Annotated in this window: 15 protein-coding genes; 11 read left to right on the forward strand and 4 right to left on the reverse strand. The window is 57.5% G+C overall.

What is annotated here, in order from left to right:
- Together lepA and AAC632_RS01235 are read left to right on the forward strand one after the other, a co-directional pair.
- On the forward strand, positions 1-1,800 hold the full coding sequence (lepA, locus tag AAC632_RS01230) for a translation elongation factor 4 (RefSeq protein ID WP_340298507.1): 1,800 nt from the start codon (positions 1-3) through the stop codon (positions 1,798-1,800).
- A 40-nt stretch (positions 1,801-1,840) separates the two neighbouring features.
- Positions 1,841-2,329, forward strand: a complete 489-nt coding sequence (locus tag AAC632_RS01235; RefSeq protein WP_340298506.1) for a cytochrome b — start codon at positions 1,841-1,843, stop codon at positions 2,327-2,329.
- Here AAC632_RS01235 and AAC632_RS01240 read toward each other — a convergent pair.
- On the reverse strand, positions 2,326-3,078 hold the full coding sequence (locus AAC632_RS01240) for an alpha/beta fold hydrolase (RefSeq protein ID WP_340298505.1): 753 nt from the start codon (positions 3,076-3,078) through the stop codon (positions 2,326-2,328). The two genes, AAC632_RS01235 and AAC632_RS01240, sit on opposite strands and share 4 nt — an antisense overlap.
- Positions 3,079-3,120: 42 nt before the next feature.
- Positions 3,121-4,032 (reverse strand): pirin family protein, encoded by a 912-nt coding sequence (locus tag AAC632_RS01245; RefSeq protein WP_340254420.1) that lies wholly within the window; start codon positions 4,030-4,032, stop codon positions 3,121-3,123.
- A gap of 172 nt (positions 4,033-4,204) precedes the next feature.
- On the opposite strand from AAC632_RS01245, the gene AAC632_RS01250 reads away from it, so the two are divergent.
- The 7 genes from AAC632_RS01250 (at position 4,205) to rpoD (ending at position 13,979) form a co-directional block, all read left to right on the forward strand.
- A complete protein-coding gene (locus AAC632_RS01250; protein ID WP_340298504.1) occupies positions 4,205-4,714 on the forward strand; it encodes a hypothetical protein in 510 nt (169 codons plus the stop codon).
- A 114-nt stretch (positions 4,715-4,828) separates the two neighbouring features.
- Complete coding sequence (locus AAC632_RS01255) at positions 4,829-6,082, forward strand: sarcosine oxidase subunit beta family protein (protein WP_340298503.1); 1,254 nt, start codon at positions 4,829-4,831, stop codon at positions 6,080-6,082.
- 14 nt (positions 6,083-6,096) lie between these two features.
- Positions 6,097-6,372, forward strand: coding sequence for a sarcosine oxidase subunit delta (locus tag AAC632_RS01260; protein WP_340298502.1), 276 nt, complete (start codon positions 6,097-6,099; stop codon positions 6,370-6,372).
- Positions 6,362-9,301 carry a sarcosine oxidase subunit alpha family protein gene (locus AAC632_RS01265; RefSeq protein ID WP_340298501.1) on the forward strand — a complete coding sequence of 980 codons (2,940 nt, stop codon included), beginning with the start codon at positions 6,362-6,364 and terminating at the stop codon, positions 9,299-9,301. Before AAC632_RS01260 ends, AAC632_RS01265 begins: the two co-directional genes overlap by 11 nt.
- Positions 9,294-9,857, forward strand: coding sequence for a sarcosine oxidase subunit gamma (locus tag AAC632_RS01270; protein WP_340298500.1), 564 nt, complete (start codon positions 9,294-9,296; stop codon positions 9,855-9,857). The genes AAC632_RS01265 and AAC632_RS01270 overlap by 8 nt, the downstream gene beginning before the upstream one ends.
- A gap of 78 nt (positions 9,858-9,935) precedes the next feature.
- Positions 9,936-11,888, forward strand: coding sequence for a DNA primase (dnaG, locus tag AAC632_RS01275; RefSeq protein WP_340298499.1), 1,953 nt, complete (start codon positions 9,936-9,938; stop codon positions 11,886-11,888).
- 93 nt (positions 11,889-11,981) lie between these two features.
- Positions 11,982-13,979 carry an RNA polymerase sigma factor RpoD gene (gene rpoD, locus AAC632_RS01280; protein ID WP_340298498.1) on the forward strand — a complete coding sequence of 666 codons (1,998 nt, stop codon included), beginning with the start codon at positions 11,982-11,984 and terminating at the stop codon, positions 13,977-13,979.
- A gap of 58 nt (positions 13,980-14,037) precedes the next feature.
- Here the strand turns inward: rpoD and meaB are convergent, their stop codons facing one another.
- On the reverse strand, positions 14,038-15,027 hold the full coding sequence (gene meaB, locus AAC632_RS01285) for a methylmalonyl Co-A mutase-associated GTPase MeaB (RefSeq protein WP_445322666.1): 990 nt from the start codon (positions 15,025-15,027) through the stop codon (positions 14,038-14,040).
- Between the two features lie 85 nt (positions 15,028-15,112).
- Here meaB and hrpB point away from each other — a divergent pair, with 85 nt between their 5' ends.
- Positions 15,113-17,521, forward strand: a complete 2,409-nt coding sequence (gene hrpB / locus AAC632_RS01290) for an ATP-dependent helicase HrpB (RefSeq protein WP_340298497.1) — start codon at positions 15,113-15,115, stop codon at positions 17,519-17,521.
- A 2-nt stretch (positions 17,522-17,523) separates the two neighbouring features.
- On the opposite strand, the gene AAC632_RS01295 is transcribed toward hrpB, so the two are convergent.
- Positions 17,524-19,818, reverse strand: coding sequence for a xanthine dehydrogenase family protein molybdopterin-binding subunit (locus tag AAC632_RS01295; protein ID WP_340298496.1), 2,295 nt, complete (start codon positions 19,816-19,818; stop codon positions 17,524-17,526).
- Between the two features lie 210 nt (positions 19,819-20,028).
- Between AAC632_RS01295 and AAC632_RS01300 the strand changes: the two genes are divergently transcribed.
- A complete protein-coding gene (locus AAC632_RS01300) occupies positions 20,029-22,932 on the forward strand; it encodes a valine--tRNA ligase (RefSeq protein WP_340298495.1) in 2,904 nt (967 codons plus the stop codon).
- Positions 22,933-22,988 lie beyond the last annotated feature (56 nt).

The following is a 22,988-nucleotide window of genomic DNA, read 5'->3' on the forward strand; positions in this document are numbered from 1 at the left end:
ATGACCGAGCTTTCTCGCATTCGTAACTTCTCCATCGTGGCGCATATCGACCACGGCAAATCCACCTTGGCGGATCGGCTGATCCAACTGACCGGCACTGTGTCTGAGCGGGATATGAAAGAGCAATTGCTTGACGCGATGGATATCGAGCGCGAACGCGGGATCACCATCAAGGCCAATACTGTGCGGATTGAATACCCTGCCAAGAACGGCCAGACCTATGTTCTGAACCTGATCGACACGCCCGGCCATGTCGATTTCGCCTATGAGGTCAGCCGCTCGATGCGGGCGGTGGAAGGGTCGCTTTTGGTTGTGGATGCCAGCCAAGGGGTTGAAGCCCAGACCTTGGCCAATGTGTATCAGGCGATTGAAGCGGATCATGAGATTGTTCCCGTTCTCAATAAGATTGACCTGCCTGCCGCCGAACCTGAGCGGATTTGCGAACAGATCGAAGATGTGATCGGGATTGATGCCTCAGACGCGGTCATGATTTCCGCGAAAACGGGTTTGGGCATCCCTGACGTTCTAGAGGCAATCGTCACCCGCCTGCCTGCACCCATAGGTGACGCGAATGCACCGCTCAAGGCCATGCTGATCGACAGCTATTACGACCCTTATCTCGGCGTGGTCGTTCTGATCCGCGTGGTGGACGGCAAGATCAAAAAGGGCGACCGCGTCCGTATGATGAAAACGGGCGGGCTGTATCAAATTGACCGCCTCGGCGTGTTCCGCCCCCAGATGGAAAATATTGCAGAGCTCGGGCCAGGCGAGATCGGGTTTTTGACCGCCTCCATCAAACAGGTGCGCGACACCCGTGTGGGCGACACCATCACCCATGATAAAGGCGGCTGTGCGGCAGCGCTTCCCGGGTTCAAGCCCTCGATCCCTGTGGTGTTCTGCGGCCTTTTCCCTGTGGATGCTAATGATTTCGAAGACCTGCGCGATGCGATTGAGAAATTGGCCCTCAATGACGCAAGCTTTACCTATGAGATGGAAACCTCAGCCGCGCTTGGGTTCGGCTTCCGCTGCGGGTTCTTGGGTCTTTTGCACCTTGAGGTCATCCGCGATCGTCTCGAACGTGAATATGATATCGACCTAATCACCACCGCGCCTTCGGTGATTTATCATGTGCACATGCGTGATGGATCGATGGTAGAATTGCACAATCCCGCGGATATGCCCGACCTGACCTATGTCGATCACATCGAAGAGCCGCGGATCAAGGCCACGATCCTTGTGCCTGATGATTTCTTGGGCGACGTTTTAAAACTGTGCCAAGACCGCCGCGGGGTGCAGCTTGACCTAACCTATGCGGGCAACCGCGCGATGGTGGTCTATGATTTGCCGCTGAACGAAGTGGTATTTGACTTCTACGACCGCCTGAAATCAGTGACAAAGGGCTACGCAAGCTTTGACTATCAGATGACGGGCTATCAACAGGATTACTTGGTCAAAATGCAGATCCTGGTGAACGATGAGCCAGTTGATGCCCTATCGACCATGGTGCATCGTGATCGGGCCGAACAGCGGGGCCGCATGATGTGCGAAAAACTCAAGGAGCTGATCCCCCGCCATATGTTCAAAATCCCGATCCAAGCCGCGATTGGCGGGCGCATCATCGCACGCGAAACCTTGGCCGCGCTGCGCAAGGACGTGACTGCAAAATGTTACGGCGGGGATGCAACCCGCAAGCGGAAACTTTTGGATAAGCAGAAAGCGGGCAAGAAGAAGATGCGCCAATTCGGTAGGGTCGAAATCCCGCAAAGCGCCTTTATCAACGCGTTGAAGATGGATGATTGAGGGCGCAGCAAGGCATCAACCTGATCGGAACAGAAAAGAGATGTCAAAACCACTGGGCTATAGCGGCACACAGATTGCGCTGCATTGGGGGATAGCCGCCCTCATCATTTATCAATTCGTCTACCACGAAGGCATTGAAGAGGCCTATGAGCAGGCGCTTGAAACAGGCGTTTACGCGCAATCCTTGGGATGGGCGAGCCACGCCATTCCGGGGATTATAGTGCTGCTTTTGGTGATCTGGCGGCTTGTTCTGCGCCTGCGGCGCGGCGCGCCTGATGCCCCCGCCGAAGAACCCACGATTTTCGCGCGGCTGTCCCATACCGCCCATTGGGCATTTTATGCGCTGATGCTGGCCTTGCCGATCACAGGGATACTGGCATGGGGTGGTCAGATTAAGGCGAGCGCCGAGGTGCATGAGGTTCTCAAGTCGCTTCTCATGCTTTTGGCCTTGGTGCATGTGGGCGCGGTATTGATGCATCAATTTGTCTGGAAGACCAATATCATGCAGCGCATGAAACGCGCAGGTTAGCCCAAGAACACCTTAAGGCTTTCCACAAATTCCCGCGGAGTGTCAGCATGGAGCCAATGCCCAGCTTGCGGAATTTTGGCGAATTTCGCATTGGGAAATAGTGCCTTAATGGAGGGGCGATGCTCGGGTAGAACATAATCGGAACGCCCACCCGATAGGAACAAGATATCACCGTCAAAGGGGGTAAGATCCCCCTCAGGCCAGCCTGTGATCTTCGCCATTTCGCGCGAGAGAACATCTAAATTTAGACGCCAAGCCTGTCCCTTAGCGTCCAGAGATTGCAGCAAAAACGCGCGAACCCCTGCATCGTCCACATGGGCCTGCAATTGGCGATCTGCATCCCCGCGCGTCGCAACCGCGCTGAGATCGATCGCGCGCATGGCATCAATCATAGGTTGTTGCGAATGGCCATAGGTCACTGGGGAAATATCCGCGATCACGGCGCGGCGGATCAATTCGGGCCGCTTCAGTGCCAACATCATCACGGCTTTGCCGCCCATCGAATGGCCAACCACATCGGCACAGGCGCCATGCGCCTCGATCACTTGGGCCAGATCATTGGCCAGATCAGGGTAGCTGTGACTGTCATACCATGGGCTTGCGCCATGGTTGCGCATATCAACGGTGAGGCAATGTCGTTCGACCCGTTTTGCAATCACACCCCAATTGCGCGCTGATCCATAAAGACCATGTGCGATCAAAAGAGGCGGGCGATCCTGCGGCGTGCCATGTTCGACAATGTTCAACATAGGCCGCTTTTTAGGGGATCCCCCGCCCCTTGGAAAGGTGACTTAATGTGCGGGCGCCACAAAGGTGCCATTGCGCAAATCCGCAATTGCTTGGCGGATTTCGTCTTGGGTGTTCATCACAATTGGCCCATGCCACGCGACAGGCTCTTCGATCGGTGCGCCTGAGATCAGAAGGAACCGCACACCTTTAGGCCCCGCCTGCACGGTGATCTCATCGCCTGTGCCAAATCGGATCAACGTGCGATCGCCAGACATATCGCGAATGTTCACTTCTTGCCCCATGACCTCTTTTTCCAAAAGCACGCCTGTGGGTTGACTTGCATCTGCGAACGCGGCTTGGCCTTCGAAGACATAGGCAAAGGCGCGGCGATAGGTGTCGATGCGGAAGTTTTTCTTCACGCCCGCAGGGATCGAAACATCCAAATATTGGGGATCAGCAGCAATGCCATCAACGGGGCCTTTCTTGCCCCAAAATTCTCCAACGATCACTTTGACACGGGTGCCATCGTCATCAATCACCTCTGGAATTTCTTGCGCGGCTACGTCTTGATAGCGCGGATCCGTCATTTTCATAGATGATGGCAGATTACCCCACAGCTGAAACCCGTGCATTTGTCCTTTGGCGTTTCCGAGCGGCATTTCTTGGTGCAAGATACCCCGCCCTGCAGTCATCCATTGCACCGAACCTGCCCCCAATTTGCCAGTATTGCCAAGGCTGTCTGAGTGCTCAACCGTGCCTGCCAGCACATAGGTGATGGTCTCGATCCCACGATGGGGATGCCACGGGAACCCTTTCTGGAAATAGGCGGGGTCTTCGTTGCGAAAATCGTCAAACAACAAGAACGGGTCAAGTTCGGTTGGATCGTGAAAGCCAAAGGCACGGTGCAAATGCACCCCTGCCCCTTCCAAAGTGGGCTTTGCGCTGCGCTCTTCTACAACAGGACGGATCGACATGAGCTTTCTCCTTCTTATGCCCCACACGGTCTGCAGGGTCGCGTTGTGGATCAAACTAGTGCGCAGCCCCCACCATGACAATCTGCACAAATCCGCAAAAAGATGTGCATCTTTGCGAGGGCCAATATTCCATGTATGAGCAAGGAGCAGATTTCAGCGAAAGGAATGCTTCGTGGCCAAGAAACGCGCCCCAGACGAGATTATCGGTTATATCGCCCCCAATATTGCCCGCCGCAGCTTTGCGGTGTTTTGTTTGGGTGGCCTGGGGTTTCTGCTGATCATGATTGCGGCCACAAACCCGCCCCAACATCTCTTCTGGCTCTTGCTATTAATTGTGTTTGGCTTGGGGTCATTGGGGATGGCCTATAAATTGTGGAAAGCCTCATCGCATAAGCTGATCCTGACCCGCGAATGTCTGCGCGAAGAAAATGGCCGCGTGTTGTTCCATATCGACAATGTCGAAAGCGTGGATCGTGGGTTTCTAGCGATGAAGCCGGCGGGGGGCTTTATCGTATTTTTGCACAAACCCGAGGAAGGGGGACGCGTTTATGCCCCTGGTCTTTGGCGGCGTTGGGGGAAATCTGTTGCCGTTGGCGGCGTCACTTCGGCAGGCGAAGCCAAAGCTGTGGCCGATTTGATCAAAATCATATTGGCGGAGCGGGATTTGGAGGCGGCATCCTAAAGCGCGAGGCCGCCCCCGAAAGAGGTCGGCAAAATACCTGAGTTTGTCGCAACTTGACGAAACCCTTCTGCGCTGCTGCCCTAGGGTGAGCCTAGGGACAAAGGGAGAGGTCAGATGCGCTATTCAGGCCTTCGTGTGATCAGCGAAGGATTGCTAGGACAAAAATCATGGACGCGCGCGTGGCGCGATCCTGCTCCAAAAGCGCAGTATGACATGATTATCATTGGCGGTGGCGGCCACGGTCTGGCAACCGCCTATTACCTCGCCAAAAATCATGGCATCACAAATATTGCCGTGCTTGAGAAGGGCTATTTGGGCGGTGGCAATATCGGTCGTAATACCACCATTGTGCGCGCAAATTACCTACTTGAAGGCAATTCTCAATTTTACAGCCATTCCCTGAAACTGTGGGAAGGGCTAGAGCAAGACCTGAATTACAATGTCATGCACAGCCAGCGCGGCATCATCAACCTGTTCCATTCAGACGGGCAACGTGATGCCTTTGCGCGGCGCGGGAATGCGATGATCAATCAAGGCGATGATGCGATCTTGTTGGATCGCGATGAATTGCGGCGCATAATCCCCTATCTCGATTATGATCAAACACGTTTCCCAATTTTTGGCGGGCTCTACCACAAACGCGGCGGCACAGCGCGGCATGATGCGGTGGCTTGGGGCTATGCCCGCGCGGCGGATCAACGCGGTGTAGACCTCATCCAGAATTGCGAAGTCACAGGGATTGATGTGCATCAGGGCCGCGTCACGGGTGTCCAAACCACGCGGGGTGCAATTAGCGCACGCAAGATTGGCGTTGTGGTGGCGGGACGCAGTTCTCAGGTGGCCGCAATGGCAGGCCTGCGCTTGCCCATTGAGAGCCATGTGTTGCAGGCCTTTGTCACCGAAGGGCTAAAGCCCGCAATTGACCATGTGATCACTTATGGCATGGGGCATTTCTATATCAGCCAGTCTGACAAGGGCGGACTGGTCTTTGGCGGTGACCTTGATTTTTATGCATCCTATGCCTCGCGCGGGAACCTGCCCACCGCAGAGCATGTGGTGGAAACAGGCATGACGCTCATGCCGATGATCGGACAGGCCAAAATGCTGCGCTCTTGGGGCGGGATTATGGATATGTCCTCGGATGGCAGCCCCATTATCGACAAAAGCCCGATAGAGGGCCTCTATTTGAATTGTGGGTGGTGTTATGGCGGCTTTAAGGCTGTGCCGGGATCAGGTTATGCCTTCGCGCATCTTATGGCCACAGATCAGCCGCATCAAAGCGCCGAGCGCTTTCGCCTCGACCGGTTTGAGACGGGGCGGGGCCTCATGGATGAAGAAGGCCGCGGCAGCCAACATAATTTGCATTAGAGATCGAGACGGTTATGCGTATCCCCTGCCCCATTTGCGGCGAAAGAGACAGCCGCGAATTTCGTCCCAAAGGCGATATTACATATGCAGATCGCCCTGCGGCTGAGGCGGGCGTGGCGGCGTGGCACAGCTATCTGCATTTGCGAGACAATCAACCGGGCCAAATCGTTGAGATTTGGCGCCATGCACACGGCTGCGGGGTGTGGATATCTGTCACTCGAAACACAGTCAGCCACGCCATCCTAGGGGCACAGTTGCTACGCGATCGAGGGCAAGATCATGCGGGTTGAGGGCAAAGGACGGATCAATCGCGACAAGCCGCTCAATTTTACCTTTGACGGCAAAACCTATCAGGGGTTCGAGGGCGATAGCCTTGCCTCTGCCCTTCTGGCCAATGATGTCGCATTAGTCGGGCGCAGTTTCAAATATCACCGCCCCCGCGGGATCGTGACGGCAGGCTCGGATGATCCAAACGGCTTGGTTGAACTGTCACGCGGGCCATATGGGGCCGCAATCCCAAACACACGCGCCACAATGCAATCCCTCTATGAGGGGCTTGTTGCGAACAGTCAAAACCATCTTGGGCCGCTTGGGTTTGATCTTTTGGCCGTGAATGATCTGGCCGCGCCCTTCTTAAGCGCGGGGTTTTACTACAAAACATTCATGTGGCCGCGCCGCTTTTGGGAAGCGGTTTACGAACCCCTGATCCGCCGCGCAGCGGGTTTGGGCCGCTTGTCCCGCGAGATGCAGGCAGAACCATCTGAAAAGGCCTTTGGGCATTGTGATCTTCTGGTCATTGGCGCTGGCCCTTCGGGCCTGACTGCCGCCCTTGTCGCGGCTGAGGCGGGCGCGGATGTGATCCTTGTTGACGAGAACACAGAACTCGGCGGCAGGCTTTGGCTTGAGGATGCTGCGATTGACGATATGCCTGCGCAAACTTGGCTCGCGCAGATATCGGCCAAGCTTTCTGCCATGCCCAATGTGCGGATCATGCCGCGTTGCACAGTCACGGGGGCCTATGATGGTGGCACCTATGGCATGATGGAGCGCGTGGGACTTGAGCACGCCCCGAATGGCACTGTGCCACGCGAATGTTTCTGGCGCATCACTGCGCGCGCTGCGATTTTGGCCACAGGCGCTGTTGAACGGCCCATCGCATTTGCAGACAATGACCGCCCCGCCATTATGATGGCAGGCGCAATGCGATTCTATCTCGACCGCTACGGCGTCTTGCCAGTGCGCAAAATCGCGCTGTTTGTCAGCACGGATCAAGGACATCGCGACGCGCTTGCCTTGCAGGCCGCGGGGGCAACCCTTGCCGCCGTCATCGATCCGCGCAGCGATGCGCCTGCGCTTGGCGATTATCCCCTTTATCGTGGTGCGGAGGTCGTGGCGACACGCGGCCGAACGCGTATCTCGGGCATAACCATTCGTGATGCCGCGGGAAAAACCACCGATATGGACATAGGCGCTTTGGGAATGTCTGGGGGATGGAACCCCAATATTCACCTTGCCTGCCATATGGGCGCCCGCGCAATTTGGAACGCGGAGAAATCCTGTTTTCTTGCCCCTGAGGGCGCGGTGCCTGCCCTGCATTACGCAGGCAGTGCTGCAGGATATTTCAGCACTGCCGAGTGTTTCACCTCGGGGTTTGCAGCGGCGATCAATGCCCTGTCCGAATTGGGCCTGACGGCCCCTCATACGCCCTGCCCAACCGCCCCCGCTTCGCGCGAGACAGCGAGGCCCCATTGGGTGGTTTCTGGCAAAAAGCGGGCATGGATTGATTTTGCCAATGATGTGACCACCAAAGATATCCGCCTTGCCGCGCAAGAAGGGTATCAATCGGTCGAACATATGAAGCGCTACACGACCCAAGGAATGGCGCCCGATCAAGGACGCAGTTCAAACACGACCGCGATTGCGGTTTTGGCAGATGCCACGGGTCGTGGAATTTCCGAGACTGGCACAACAACCTATCGCCCGCCCTTTGTGCCCGTGTCCCTTGGTGCGATTGGCGCGGGCGCGCAAGGCAAAGGGTTTGCACCGGAACGCCTGACCACCAGCCATGCAGCAAGTGTTGCCCGCAATGCCCCGATGGTGGCCACGGGCCTGTGGTATCGTGCATCCTATTTCCCACAAAATGGCGAGACAACATGGCTGCAATCCTGCAACCGCGAGGTGGGCTATGTGCGCAATGCGGTCGGTGTTGTCGATGTTTCCACTTTGGGCAAAATCGCCGTGTCTGGCCCTGATGCCGCGCGGTTCCTTGATTTTGTCTACAGCAATATGATGTCGACCCTGCCAGAGGGGCGTGTGCGCTATGGTTTGATGCTGCGCGAAGATGGGTTTGTTATGGATGACGGAACCTGCGCGCGGGTAGGCCCCTATGACTATGTGATCACCACGACCACTGCCGCCGCAGCCGAGGTCATGGCGCATCTGGAATTTGTAGCGCAGGTCTTTTGCCCTAATTGGAAACTCAGCCTGACCTCTACAACAGAGGCTTGGGCGCAATTCGCGGTGGCAGGGCCAAAGGCGTTTGACCTTGTGGCGGGTCTGACCACAGACCTGCGCCGCGATGAATTGCCCTTTATGGGATGGGTCGCGCGGGATGTTTTGGGCGTGCCTGCCCGCATTTTCCGCATCTCTTTCTCAGGCGAGGAAGGGTATGAAATCGCGGTTCCCGTGGGCTATGGCGCAAGCCTTTATGACGCGCTTATGACCCGCGCCGAAGCCATGGGGGGCGGGCCTTATGGGGTCGAGGCCCTCAATGTCTTGCGTCTTGAAAAGGGCTTTATAACCCATGCCGAAATCAATGGCCGCATGACCGCGGGTGACTTGGGCATGGCGGGGCTATTGTCCAAGAAGAAAAGTGATTTCATCGGCCGTGCAGGCGCGGCGCGCGAAGGGTTGCTTGACCCTGCGCGCCCCGCATTAATCGGGTTGCGCCCTGTTGATGGCCAATCAAAAATTCTTGCAGGCGGGCATTTGTTCGAGGCCGATGCAAAACCCAGTCGGGAAACCTCAAAAGGCTACGTATCTTCCGCCTGTTTCTCGCCAACCTTGGGCCATCCAATCGCACTTGGCTTCTTTGTGGATGGGCGCGCACGACATGGGGATCAGGTGAAAATGGTTGATCATCTACGCGGGCAAGAAACCCTTTGCGAGATTTGCCCGCCTGTCTTCTTTGACCCTGACGGAGGGCGGATGCGTGACTGATCTTTCCCTAGCCCCAGTTGTAACGGGCCCCAGTGAAATCTCTCATGGCGCGATTCAGCTCAGCATTGATGCCCCCCAAAACATCACGGCACTCTTGCCCCATCCAAACTGCCTTGATGCGGTGAACACGATCCTGAAATCTGATTTGGGCCTAAAATTTCCTGCGCCTAGTGAGGTCGTCACAAACGACACACTGCGGCTGATTTGGAACGGGCTAGATCATGCGCTTCTTTTGGGGGCTTCAGCCCCCCTTGCTCCCTTGGCACCTTACGCGCTTTTGGCAGATCAAAGCGGAGCTTTGGCGCGGTTCACGCTGACAGGGCCTGATCTGGCCGAGGTTTTGGCGCGGCTTTGTCCTTTGGATCTGCGCCCGGCCGCCTTCGGGCCACGGCGTTCTGCGCGCAGTTTATTGGGCCATATTGATGCGCTATTTGTGACAGCCGATGACGGAGATCACATCGAGATATTTGTGATGCGATCCATGGCACAATCAGCCCTGACCGAACTGACCCATGCAATGCAAGGGGTGGCCGCGCGCAGATCAGCCGCGCTGTGAATTTGCCCACAGGGTTCTCCACAGAGGATCGCGCGGCGGCATCTGGACAGCGCCTGCGTTCGCGCAGATACTCGCCCCATGAGTTTACCGCCTGGATTTTTGGATGAATTGCGCACCCGCATCTCGCTGTCGCAGGTGGTCGGGCGCAAAGTCACGTGGGATAACCGCAAATCCAATGCAGCCAAGGGGGATATGTGGGCCCCTTGCCCCTTTCACCAAGAGAGAACCGCATCCTTCCATGTCGATGATCGCAAGGGGTTTTATTATTGTTTCGGCTGTCAGGCCAAAGGCGATGCAATCAGCTTTGTGAAAGATACTGAAAATGTCAGCTTCATAGAGGCAATTGAAATCCTTGCGCGTGAGGCAGGTATGCCCATGCCAGAACGAGATCCACGCGCACAGGAAAAATCAGACGCGCGCGAGAAATTGGCACAGGCCACCGAGGCGGCGGTGCAATTCTATAAGCTACAGTTGAAATCCTCTGCGGCCCGTGACGCGCGGGATTATCTTGAAAAGCGGGGCATAGATGAAGCCACGCTTGCGCGGTTTGAAATCGGCTTTGCCCCATCAGCACGGCGCGGGGCCTTTGAGGCATTGCAGGCCAAAGGTATCGCTGCCGAGGATATCATCACCGCAGGGATTGCCAGCAAACCCGATGACGGTGGCGCGCCCTATGATGCGTTTCGAGATCGGATCATGTTTCCCATCCGTGATCCGCGCGGGCGCTGCATCGGCTTTGGTGGGCGCGCGATGGATCCGAACGCACGCGCCAAATATCTCAACAGTCGCGAGACACCTCTGTTCGATAAGGGGCGCGCCTTGTTCAATCACGGCCCCGCCCGCGAAGCCGCGGGCAAGGGCCAGCCTTTGATCGTGGCAGAAGGCTATATGGATGTCATCGCGCTATGGCGTGCAGGGTTTGAGGCGGCGGTGGCCCCGCTTGGCACCGCCATCACCGCCGATCAATTGCACCTCATGTGGCGCATTTCGCCCGAGCCGATCATCGCCCTTGACGGGGATAAGGCGGGCTTGCGCGCCGCAATGCGCCTGATTGATCTAGCCCTGCCCATGTTGGGTGCGCAAAAATCCCTGCGGTTTTGCATCCTTCCTGAGGGCCAAGACCCTGATGATCTGATCCGTGCCAAAGGGCGCGGCGCAATGCAAACCCTGATTGACGGGGCGCAGCCCTTGGTCAACCTCTTGTGGCAGCGCGAAACCGAAGGCCGTGTTTTTGACAGCCCCGAACGGCGCGCCGAATTGGACAAATCGCTGCGCCGCGCCACGGCACAGATCCAAGATCCTGATTTACGCCACCACTACGATACAGCATTCAAAGACCTCAAATGGCAGCTGTTCCGCCAAAAACGGCAGAGTCCGGCAGCACCTAAAACAGCCCGCAGCCCCCGCAAGGCTGGGTTTATGCGCCCTGACCTCCCTCTCGAACCTTTGGCGGAAACCCTTGCCTCGGCCCTCGCATCAGGGGCAATTAGCGAAAAAGATCTGCGTTGGTCGGTCATCTTGGCGTTGTTGTGTCTTTACCCCGCCTTGCTCGATCATTTTGAGCCGCAGCTTGACCGACTACACCCTGAGCTGGAGGAATATCGCCGCCTGAGTGCGCATCTTTTGGGGACGCGATGCCGTGACAAAGAAAGCCTTAACCAAGAATTAGAGGCTTTTGGGTTATCTCCCCTTCTTGAAAATCTGCTCTCAATGGGCCATGTGCGCATTACACCGCCCATTTTATCGCAGGGCGCGGAAGACAAAGCAAGAGACTGCCTCACGGAGGAATTCGCGAAACTGGCCGCGTGGCATGGGATCGACCATGAAATGGCCGAAGCGCTTGAGGGGTTGGATCGCACCGAAGACGATCCGCACCTGTCATGGCGTTTAACTCAGGCCTTAAAGACGTTACAACAAGCCACAAAGCCGAAAAGAAACGACCAAGCGGATGCCAGTGAAGACACATCTGCATATTCAAACCGCCTGCGCCACTTGATAGAGGAGCGCGTGTGGGAGAAGAAAAAACGTTAATCCGCTTTGCGAATCACTGATTCGCACTACAATGATTTCAGGTGCAAGCGTCAGCCGACCTTGGCCGAGCTTGAACGAAAAGGATAATCGCCGATGGCCAAAGACAGCGATGACGGCAAACCCGAAGGCGAAGAGACCGAAATCGGTCTAGATATGAGTCAAGCTGCCGTCAAAAAAATGATCGCCGAGGCCCGCGCGCGTGGCTTTATCACCTATGATCAATTGAACGCTGTCTTGCCGCCTGAACAGGTCTCCTCTGAACAGATCGAAGATGTCATGTCGATGCTGTCTGAGATGGGCGTGAATATCATCGAAGATGATGAAGTCGAGGACGAGGAAAACAAATCCTCAGGCGGTGAGTTGGTGGAAACCTCCACCTCGCGCGAAGTGGCCTTGGCCAGCAGCGAGACCGAAAAACTGGATCGCACAGATGACCCTGTACGGATGTATCTGCGCGAAATGGGCAGCGTTGAGTTGCTCTCGCGTGAAGGTGAAATTGCGATTGCCAAGCGCATTGAAGCGGGCCGCAACACCATGATCGCAGGGCTTTGTGAAAGCCCCCTGACCTTTCAGGCGATCACCATCTGGCGGGACGAATTGCTAGAAGAAGATATTCTTCTGCGCGATGTGATTGACCTAGACGCCACATTTGGCCGCTCAATCGGTGAAGAAGATGATGAAGCACCCGTGGTTGGTGGTTTGGATGGCGACAACCGCGACAGCGGCAGTGCTGCATCGAACCAGAGTGACGAACCAGAATTAGACGCGGATGGGAACCCAATCGCCCGCGATGATGACGAGGACGAGGACGATCAAGCCAATATGAGCTTGGCCGCGATGGAGGCCGCGCTTAAGCCACGCGTTTTGGAAACCCTAGATCGTATCGCCAATGATTACATCTATCTGGCCGAAATGCAGGACAAGCGTATCTCGGCCACGCTGAATGAAGATTCGAGCTTTGATTCGGGCGATGAGGCCACCTATCAAAAACTGCGCGGCGAGATTGTGGAATTGGTGAATGAACTGCACCTGCACAACAACCGTATCGAGGCGCTGATTGACCAGCTTTACGGCATCAACCGCCGCATCATGTCGATCGATAGCGCCATGGTGAAACTGGCCGATCAGGCCCGTATCAATCGCCATGAATTCATCGAGGCCTATCGCGGCTATGAACTTGACCCCACATGGGTGGATCGCATGGCCGAAAAACCTGGCCGTGGGTGGCAAGCCATGATGGAACGCTCCCGCGATAAGGTCGAAGACTTGCGCGCCGATATGGCCCAAGTTGGCCAATATGTCGGCCTTGATATCAGCGAATTCCGCCGCATCGTGAACCAAGTTCAAAAGGGCGAGAAAGAAGCGCGTCAGGCGAAGAAAGAAATGGTCGAGGCGAATTTGCGCCTCGTGATCTCCATCGCCAAGAAATATACCAATCGCGGCCTGCAATTCTTGGATTTGATTCAAGAGGGCAATATCGGCCTGATGAAGGCGGTGGATAAATTCGAATATCGCCGCGGCTATAAATTCTCGACCTATGCGACATGGTGGATCAGGCAGGCGATCACGCGTTCGATTGCGGATCAGGCCCGCACGATCCGTATCCCTGTGCATATGATTGAAACGATCAACAAACTGGTGCGCACAGGCCGTCAGATGTTGCACGAAATCGGCCGCGAACCCACGCCCGAGGAATTGGCCGAAAAGCTGCAAATGCCGCTTGAGAAAGTGCGCAAGGTCATGAAAATCGCCAAGGAACCTATTTCCTTGGAAACCCCGATTGGCGATGAAGAAGACAGCCAGCTTGGCGATTTCATCGAAGACAAGAACGCCGTGCTACCGTTGGACAGCGCCATTCAGGAAAATTTGAAGGAAACCACGACCCGCGTTCTGGCCTCGCTCACGCCGCGTGAGGAACGCGTGCTGCGGATGCGCTTCGGCATCGGGATGAATACCGACCATACGCTCGAGGAAGTGGGACAGCAGTTTTCCGTGACCCGCGAGCGGATCAGGCAGATCGAGGCGAAAGCCCTGCGGAAGCTGAAGCACCCCTCGCGGAGCAGGAAGCTGCGGAGTTTCTTGGATCAGTGATGCACGGCCTGCCTTTGCTTTTGTTGATCGCCAAAGGCGCGCTCATGCGGAAAACGGCCTAAGGGGCCATTTTTCCCAAAATCTCCGCCGCCGCCGCATCGGGGCTGATTTTACCCTCTGCGACATCACGCACGCGGGTCTCGATGGCGGCGCGGATCGTTTGATCCTCGCGCAGCCGCGCCAATAACCCCTCACGCAATTCTGTCTCGAACCAATGAGCCGCTTGCGTGGCGCGGGTTTCTTCCCAGATGCCCGCCTCCCTTCGCCACTGCGCCAAGTTCTGCATCTCGGCCCATGCTGTCTCAATCCCTGCCCCTTCCGCGGCAGAAACGGCCAGTGCCTTGGGGAACCCTTCGGGGTCTTGCGGGCGTTTGCGCAACAGCCGCAGCGCGCCTGCGTAATCGGCAACTGTGCGGGTGGCGGTGGCGCGCAAATCACCATCAGCCTTGTTCACCAATATCAGATCGGCGATTTCCATGATCCCGCGCTTGACCCCTTGCAATTCATCCCCGCCCGCGGGCGCCAAAAGCAGCACGAAAAGATCGCACATCTCGGCCACCATCGTTTCGGATTGGCCCACACCCACTGTCTCGATCAAGACCACATCAAACCCCGCCGCCTCGCACAGCGACACCGCCGCGCGGGTGCGGCGCGCCACACCGCCGAGGCTTGCCTGGCTGGGGGAGGGGCGGATAAAGGCCGAAGGCACGCGCGAGAGCTGCTCCATCCGTGTCTTATCGCCCAAGATTGACCCGCCTGAGCGCGCAGAGCTTGGATCAACCGCCAAAACCGCCACGCGCAGCCCTGCATCGGTCAGCATCATCCCAAAGGCCTCGATAAAGGTGGATTTCCCTACACCGGGCGTGCCCGAGAGGCCGATGCGCAGCGCCTCACGCCCATGGCCGCGCAGCGCGTCCAAAAGTGCGGCCGCCTGCGCACGATGATCAGCGCGGCTGCTTTCGACCAAGGTCACGGCACGGGCAAGCGCACGGCGTTCACCCGCCAAAATCCGATCCTTGAGATCGAGAATATCCAATTCTGCCGTCATCGGGACTGATTACTCCTTGACCTTACAAGGGCTTTTCTGCCTGTTCGGCCAAGCTACGTCCACCCCGAAAGACTTTTGCCGCCCCATGCGCCTGCCGATTGATGATATCCTGCCCGAGCTGATCGCCGCCCTTGCGCGCGCAGGCCGCGCCGTTTTGCAGGCCCCGCCTGGCGCGGGCAAAACCACGCGTGTGCCCCTTGCCCTGCTTGAGGCGGGGGCGGTGCAGGGTCGTATCCTCATGCTTGAACCCCGCCGTTTGGCCGCGCGTGCCGCTGCCGAACGCATGGCGCAAACCTTGGGCGAGGGGGTGGGGCAGACCATCGGCTACCGCATGCGCGGCGACAGCAAAACAAGCCCTGCCACGCGGATTGAGGTTGTGACCGAAGGCATCCTCACCCGCATGATCCAAGACGCGCCTGACCTGCCTGAAATTGGCGCGATCATCTTTGATGAATTCCATGAGCGGTCGCTCAATGCTGATCTTGGGCTTGCCTTGAGTTGGGAATTACGCGGCGCGCTTAGGCCAGATCTAAAGATCTTGGTCATGTCGGCCACATTGGATGCGGCCCCCGTGGCGGCACTCCTTGATGACGCGCCCCTTGTCACATCAGCGGGCCAAGCCTTTGAGGTGGTGACCCATCATCTGCCCGCCCCCCTACCCAAAGAGACGCGGCTTGAGCGCGCGATGGCCGATCTGATCCTGCAGGCCCTGCACAAAACGGAGGGGGGCATCTTGACCTTTTTGCCGGGTCAAGGCGAGATTGCGCGCACCGCAGCCCTGCTTGATTTACCCCGCGATATTCGCCTGCATCAACTTTATGGGGCAATGCCCTTGGCCGCACAGCGTGCGGCCATTACCCCCGAGGCAGATGGTGCGCGAAAATTGGTGCTTGCCACATCCATCGCTGAAACCTCACTGACCATTGCGGATATATCCGTGGTCATCGACAGTGGCCGCGCCAGGCGCGCGCGGTTTGACCCCGCCTCAGGCATGACACGGCTTGTAACCGAACCCGTCAGCCGCGCCGAGGCGGATCAACGCCGTGGCCGCGCGGGTCGTGTCTCGGCAGGCATTTGTTATCGAAATTGGACGAAGGGCAGCGAAGGCGCGCTACCCGCTTTCCCCCCCGCCGAAATCGAGGCCGCCGATTTGACAGGCTTGGCATTGGAATTGGCCCTTTGGGGCAGCGCGGATGGCTTGGCTTTTCTCACACAGCCCCCTCTGGGCGCTCTGGCCGAGGCGCGGGCCTTGTTGCAGGGGCTTGGGGGTTTGGACGCCGAAGGGCGGATCACGACTCACGGGCGCGCGATGGCTGCAATGCCCTTGCACCCGCGTCTCGCGCATATGCTGTTGTCTGGGGATGCGCGCGCCGCCCGAATTGCGGCCCTTTTGGGCGAGCGTGACCCCCTGCAGGGGCAAACTTCGCAAAGTGATCTGAAGCTGCGTCTGCGCCTTTTGGATGGCCCTGCAGGAAAATCCCCTCCCCTTGCGCGTATCCGTCTTGAAATGGCGCGCCTCAAACCCTTGGCCACAGGTCGCGCGTTAAGTGACGCCCAATATCTGGCTTTGGCCTATCCCGACCGTATCGGGATGCGCCGCAAGGGAGATGCCCCGCGATACATTCTGTCAGGCGGAAAAGGTGCCATCTTTGACGCAGGCGATGAATTGGCAGGCGCGCGCTTGATTGTTGCCAGTGACCTTGATGGCAACCCGCGCGAAGCCCGGATCAGGGGCGCGCTTGCCCTGACCGAAGCCGAGTTGCGCGACATCTATGGCGATCAAATTGCATGGCAGAAGATTTGCGACTGGAACCCGCGCCTGCGGCGCGTTGAAACCAAGCTGCAAGAACGCTTTGGCGCACTCATCCTAGACGAGAGGCATGACCCCAAGCCAAACCCCGAGGAGGTTACAAAAGCCCTCTGCGCGGGTATTCGCGACCTTGGCCTAAATGCGTTAGGGTGGACACGCGGCGCAACATTTCTGCGGGCGCGCATTGCATTCGCGGGCTTGACCGATGTCAGCGATGAGGCGCTTTTGGCACGGCTTGAAGATTGGGCTTTGCCCTTCCTCGGCACCGCGCGCACTGCGGATGATCTGGGGCGGTTCGATCCAAGCGAGGGGCTAAAGCTGTTGGTGGGATATGAGGCCTTGGCCGAGCTTGATCGTCTTGCACCTGCGCATTGGACAACCCCCTTGGGGCGGCAAGTCGCGATTGACTACGGAGATGCTCAACCCGCCATTGCACTGCGCATCCAAGAGGTCTTTGGCGTGACCGAGCATCCGCGCATAGGGCCAGATCGCTTGCCCATTAAATTCACGCTGCTCTCTCCTGCGCAGCGCCCTATTCAGGTGACGCAAGATCTGCCGCAATTTTGGGAAGGCTCTTATGCGGATGTGCGCAAGGATATGCGTGCGCAATATCCCCGCCACCCTTGGCCCGAAGATCCACGCGCGGCTGACCCAACCCTGCGGGCCAAACCACGCGGGACATAACCCTATTCTGCCGCAATCGCGCGGGTGGCTTCGATGGCCTCCCACAGGCGGGCGGGGGTAAAGGGCATCTCAACCTTGGCCCCCATATCCGCAAGCGCATCATTGACCGCATTCGAAACTGCCGCCAACGCACCCACTGTGCCTGCCTCGCCGCAGCCCTTCATCCCCAATGGGTTCGCGGTTGAAGGAACAGGGCGAATGGAGAAGCCGATAAAGGGCATATTATCGGCACGCGGCATCGCGTAATCCATGAAGGTTGCTGTCAAAAGCTGACCATCTGCGTCATAAACCACGCGCTCGCAAACCGCCTGACCAATCCCCTGCGCAACGCCACCATGCACTTGGCCCTCGGCCAGCATTGGGTTCATCATATTTCCGAAATCATCTACCACAGTGTAGCGATCCACGGCCATCACACCCGTTTCGGGGTCAATCTCGACCTCAGCAATATGGCACCCATTGGGATAGGAACGCCCGGGCAGTTTGACATATTCCTGCACCACACACAGATCAGCACGGCCCGCACCGCGCGCGGCCTCTGCAGCCTCTAGGAGCGTAACCACCACATTTGAGCCAGGCGCACGGAAGACACCTTCATCGGCATCGAAATTGACATCATCCGCATCGAGATGATCCGCCATGAAATCGCGCAAGCCACCGATGAGGCTATCACCTGCGGCGCGCAGCGCCATGCCCTGCACAGTGACCGAGCGCGATCCACCCGTGCCGCCACCCATTTCGATCAAATCACTATCACCCTGCACGATCTCAATCGCCTCAAGCTGAAGGCCCGTTTGATCATGGACAAGCTGCGGATAGACCGTTTCGTGGCCTTGCCCGTTTGATTGCGTCCCGACATAAACGCGCGCGCCGGCATCAGTGAGTTCGATCTTGGCCCGCTCATCGGGGTCGCCTAGGATTGACTCGATATAGTAACAAATCCCCGCGCCGCGCAGTTTGCCCTTGGCGGCGCTGGCCGCACGGCGTGCGTCAAAGCCCGACAGATCCGCTTTTTCCAAAGCACGATCCAAAAGCGCCCCAAACTCGCCCACATCGTATAGCTCCCCCGTTGCAGTGCGATAGGGCATCTGATCGGGGCGAATGAAATTGCGCCTGCGCAATTCGGCGGGATCCACCCCCAAGACGCGGGCAGCGTGATCCATGCTGCGCTCAAGGCAGAAAATCGCCTCAGGGCGCCCCGCCCCACGATAGGCATCGACCTGCGCGGTGTTGGTAAATACCGCACGGTTGCGGAAAAACACATTTTGAATGTCATAGGTGCCCGTCAAAACGCGGGCGAATAGGTTTGATTGGATCAGCTGCCCATATTGCGAGACATAGGCCCCAAGATTTGACCAACTGTCCAAATGATAGGCCACGAGGCGATAATTCTCGTCAAAGCCAAGCTCACTCACTGTGACCAAATCACGGCCCGCGTTATCGGCCAACATGGCCTCAGTGCGATCGGACATCCACCGCACAGGGCGGCCCAGATGGCGGGCGGCCATCGCGGTTAGGAAATATTCGGGATAGCCCATGGTCTTCATCCCGAACCCGCCACCTACATCGGGCGTGGTCACACGGACGTGCGAAGGATCAATGCCAAAGAATTTGGATAGATCACCTTTGGTGCCCCAGACCCCCTGACCATTTACGCCCAGATGGATACGCTCACCCTGCGGTTCCGCGAAGCACCCACGCGGCTCGATTGAATTAACGATGATCCGGTTGTCTTCGATGCGCAGACTGACACGATGTTTAGCCTGTGCCATCGCAGTTTTGACAACCGCCTCATCGCCATGTTCCCAATTATAGGCCACGTTATCGGGCGCTTCGTCATGCAGCGCCGCGCCGCCTGCAGAAAGATCTAATTTCACGGGCAGGTCATCAATATCCAATTCGATCAGTTCAGCCGCATCGCGCGCCTGCGCAAGGCTATCTGCCACGATAAAGGCCACGGCCTCGCCCACGAACCGCACCCGCGAGGTGGTCAGGACGGGGCGGCGCGGGGCAGCCGCATCGCTGCCATCGCCGTTTTTCACGGTGACATAGCGCATCGCATTCAGATACCCCGCCGCCTCGATATCAGCGCCCGTGATGACCATATGCACCCCATCCGCGGCACGCGCGGCATCGAGATCAAGGGTGGTGATAGTGCCATGTGCAACAGGGCTGCGCAGCACGAACCCCACCAAGGCATCCTTTGGCGCAATATCATCAATATAGCGCCCCTGCCCCGTCAAAAGACGAGCATCTTCAAGGCGTTTCACTGATTGGCTTGATCCAAACTGTTTCATGATCCCTCCTACTGACATGGCGCTGACCTGCGAAACGCGCCTTCGCTTATGTCGCACAGTAGCGGGCCAGATCGATCTGTCCAGTCTCGCCCGCCGCTTTCTCACGATTTCCCGTAGAGAAGCGCCCCCTTGCCCCTTGGCCTCACCCGCCCCATTGGGTAAGGGAGGCACTGAGAACCCACACGCAGATGCAGCCCGAAGGCAGATCAAATGGAAAAGACATTCGACGCAAAATCAGCCGAAGCGCGGATTTCCGCGAAATGGGAAGCAGGGGAATGCTTTAAGGCAGGGGCCAATGCCAAAGCAGGTTCTAAGGCGTTTAGCATCATGATCCCACCCCCCAATGTGACGGGCGTGCTGCATGTGGGCCATGCGTTCAACAACACGCTGCAAGATGTGCTTTTGCGGTGGCATCGAATGCGCGGCTTTGACACGCTGTGGCAACCGGGCACCGATCACGCGGGCATCGCCACGCAAATGGTGGTCGAGCGCGAATTGGCCAAGGAGGGCAAAGCGCGCCGCGATATGAGCCGCGAGGAATTCCTCTCCCATGTTTGGGCGTGGAAAAAGAAATCTGGCGGCACGATCATCGAACAGCTCAAGCGCCTTGGCGCCTCTTGCGACTGGTCACGCGAGGCCTTCACCATGTCAGGCGCACCCAATGCGCCCGCAGGCGAAGAGGGCAATTTCCATGATGCGGTGATCAAGGTCTTTGTCGATATGTATAACAAAGGCTACATCTATCGCGGCAAGCGGTTGGTGAACTGGGACCCGCATTTCGAGACTGCGATTTCCGATCTTGAGGTCGAGAATATCGACCAAACAGGCCATATGTGGCACTTCAAATATCCGCTCGCGGGTGGGGCCACCTATGAATATGTCGAGAAGGATGAGGACGGAAACGTCACCTTGCGCGAGACGCGCGATTATATCTCGATTGCCACCACACGGCCTGAAACCATGCTTGGCGATGGCGCGGTGGCCGTCCATCCCGATGACGAACGCTACAAGCCAATCGTGGGGATGCTCTGCGAAATTCCTGTCGGGCCAAAGGAACATCGCCGCCTGATCCCGATCATCACGGATGAATATCCTGACCCCAATTTCGGCTCGGGCGCGGTCAAGATCACGGGCGCGCATGATTTCAGCGATTACGCCGTGGCCAAGCGGGGCAATATCCCCTGCTATCGCCTGATGGACACACGCGCGCATCTGCGCGCGGATGGCGCAGCCTATGCCGAGGCCGCGAAGATTGCGCAAGAAGTGGCCAATGGGCACAGGACCCTGACCGAGGCCGAAGTGGACGCGCTGAACCTTGTTCCCGACCATCTGCGCGGGATGGAGCGTTACGCCGCCCGTGATGCGGTTATGGCCGAAATCACCGCCGAAGGTCTGGCCGTGATGACACGCGCCGATGACCCCCGCCTTGGCAAAGCCGCGCTGAAAGCGGATGCAGAGGGCGCTGATGCCTTGGTGCCTTTGGTCGAAGAAAAGACCATCACGCAGCCCTTTGGGGATCGCTCAAAGGTCGTGATCGAACCGATGCTGACCGACCAATGGTTTGTTGACACCGCCAAAATCGTGGAACCCGCGCTAGAGGCCGTTCGCACGGGCCGCACGCGGATCATGCCCGAACAACACCGCAAGGTTTATTTCCACTGGCTTGAGAATATCGAGCCATGGACGATCTCGCGGCAACTCTGGTGGGGGCATCAGATTCCTGTGTGGTATGATGACGAAGGCGGAATGTATTGCGCCCCAACAGAGGCGGAAGCGCAGGCGATGGCAGGCGAACAATCCCTGACCCGCGACCCCGATGTTCTCGACACTTGGTTCTCCTCTGGCCTTTGGCCCATTGGCACGCTTGGCTGGCCTGAAAAGACACCAGAATTGGAACGCTATTTCCCGACCTCAACGCTCGTGTCGGGCTTTGACATCATCTTCTTCTGGGTTGCGCGGATGATGATGATGCAATTGGCTGTGGTCGATGATATCCCCTTCCGTGACGTTTACGTCCACGCGCTGGTGCGCGATGAAAAGGGGCGCAAGATGTCGAAATCCATCGGCAACGTGCTTGATCCCATCGAATTGATTGACGAATTTGGCGCGGATGCGCTGCGCTTTACGCTGACCTCCATGGCCGCGATGGGGCGCGATTTGAAACTGTCGAAAGACCGCATCGCAGGCTATCGCAATTTCGGCACGAAACTGTGGAACGCCGCGCGGTTTGCGGAAATGAACGATTGCAAACCTCTTGCAGGGTTTGATCCAAAATCGGTCAGTCAAACTGTAAACAAATGGATTATCGGCGAAACCGCGCAGGCGCGTTTGGCCCATGACGAGGCGCTGTCGCAATATCGGTTCAACGATGCGGCAAACGGGCTTTATGCCTTTGTTTGGGGCAAGGTATGCGATTGGTATGTCGAATTCGCCAAGCCGCTTTTTGCCTCTGATGACGCGGCTGTCATCGCCGAAACCCGCGCGACCATGGCATGGGTGATCGACCAATGTCTGATCCTTTTGCACCCCACAATGCCCTTCATCACCGAAGACCTGTGGGGCGAGATTGCAGATCGCCCCAAGATGCTGGTGCATACAGATTGGCCCGACTATGGCGCGGAATTGGTCGATGCCGAGGCCGCACGCGAGATGACTTGGGTGATTTCGCTGATCGAAGAAATCCGCTCCGTGCGCGCGCAAATGCATGTGCCTGTGGGGCTTAAGGTGCAATTGCTGCAGCTTGATCTCGATGCGCGCGGTCAGGCCGCGTGGGACAATAACGCAGCGATGATCGAACGGCTTGCCCGCATCTCGGAGCTGACCCATACCCAGACCATGCCCAAAGGGGCGGTCACAGTTGCGGTTGAGGGCGGCACGTTCGGCCTGCCCGTGGCTGATCTGATTGATGTGGCCGAGGAAAAGGCGCGCTTGCAAAAGCTGCTGGATAAGTTAGCCAAAGAAATCGGCGGGCTGAAGGGCCGCGTGAACAACCCCAAATTCGTGGCAAGCGCCCCCGAAGATGTGGTCGCGGAGGCCCGCGAAAACCTTGCGGCCCGTGAGGAAGAAGAAGCCAAGATTAAAACCGCCTTCGCGCGTTTGGCGGAATTGGGCTAAGATGAATGCGGCGGCGCACGAGCGCCGCTGCTGCGTCAATCACAGTGCAAAATGTG

Origin of the sequence: Roseobacter sp. HKCC-CH-9351 (genome assembly GCF_037830295.1) — a bacterium.
GTDB lineage: Bacteria > Pseudomonadota > Alphaproteobacteria > Rhodobacterales > Rhodobacteraceae > M30B80.

Bases quoted from the DNA above. Each gene is read 5' to 3' on its own strand.
- AAC632_RS01235 (WP_340298506.1), top strand. From the start codon at position 1,841: ATGTCAAAACCACTGGGCTATAGCGGCACACAGATTGCGCTGCATTGG.
- AAC632_RS01255 (WP_340298503.1), top strand. From the start codon at position 4,829: ATGCGCTATTCAGGCCTTCGTGTGATCAGCGAAGGATTGCTAGGACAA.
- AAC632_RS01300 (WP_340298495.1), top strand. From the start codon at position 20,029: ATGGAAAAGACATTCGACGCAAAATCAGCCGAAGCGCGGATTTCCGCG.
- dnaG (WP_340298499.1), top strand. From the start codon at position 9,936: ATGAGTTTACCGCCTGGATTTTTGGATGAATTGCGCACCCGCATCTCG.
- AAC632_RS01265 (WP_340298501.1), top strand. From the start codon at position 6,362: ATGCGGGTTGAGGGCAAAGGACGGATCAATCGCGACAAGCCGCTCAAT.
- AAC632_RS01245 (WP_340254420.1), bottom strand. From the start codon at position 4,032: ATGTCGATCCGTCCTGTTGTAGAAGAGCGCAGCGCAAAGCCCACTTTG.
- AAC632_RS01260 (WP_340298502.1), top strand. From the start codon at position 6,097: ATGCGTATCCCCTGCCCCATTTGCGGCGAAAGAGACAGCCGCGAATTT.
- lepA (WP_340298507.1), top strand. From the start codon at position 1: ATGACCGAGCTTTCTCGCATTCGTAACTTCTCCATCGTGGCGCATATC.
- meaB (WP_445322666.1), bottom strand. From the start codon at position 15,027: ATGACGGCAGAATTGGATATTCTCGATCTCAAGGATCGGATTTTGGCG.
- AAC632_RS01295 (WP_340298496.1), bottom strand. From the start codon at position 19,818: ATGAAACAGTTTGGATCAAGCCAATCAGTGAAACGCCTTGAAGATGCT.
- hrpB (WP_340298497.1), top strand. From the start codon at position 15,113: ATGCGCCTGCCGATTGATGATATCCTGCCCGAGCTGATCGCCGCCCTT.
- AAC632_RS01240 (WP_340298505.1), bottom strand. From the start codon at position 3,078: ATGTTGAACATTGTCGAACATGGCACGCCGCAGGATCGCCCGCCTCTT.
- rpoD (WP_340298498.1), top strand. From the start codon at position 11,982: ATGGCCAAAGACAGCGATGACGGCAAACCCGAAGGCGAAGAGACCGAA.